This window comes from Chryseobacterium sp. SIMBA_029, from assembly GCF_046535275.1.
GTDB lineage: Bacteria > Bacteroidota > Bacteroidia > Flavobacteriales > Weeksellaceae > Chryseobacterium.
Genome location: NZ_JAWRXA010000296.1, coordinates 1 through 273, shown reverse-complemented (window position 1 = coordinate 273; position 273 = coordinate 1). Strand labels below are relative to the sequence as shown.

General features: G+C 59.7%; 1 protein-coding gene. It reads right to left on the bottom strand.

Features of this window, described 5'->3' with window-relative positions; all coding sequences use genetic code 11:
* Window positions 1–73 precede the first annotated feature (73 nt).
* On the bottom strand, window positions 74–273 hold a 200-nt coding region (locus SB679_RS24200; RefSeq protein ID WP_410704791.1), incomplete at its 5' end, for a DUF2303 family protein.

The window sequence follows — 273 nt, the reverse complement described above, 5'->3', positions numbered from 1 at the left end:
CGTCGAGCAGCACGACAAGGCCGGCCACACGCGCGATTTCGATGATGTCCATGGGATTGCTCCTCGCGTCCGATTAGCTGGCGAATGGATCGCCGAAGAAGAAGGGGTTGCCCGTCTTCTCGCGAATCGTCGCAATCACACCGTTCGCAGCGGCCTCGAGCACCTTGTCGAAGCGCACGAGCTCGTAATTGAATGTGAGCTTTGCATCGCGCACCCGATAGCGCAGACGAGCATCGACCCGATACGCGTCACGGTTGCGGAACACCGGAATAC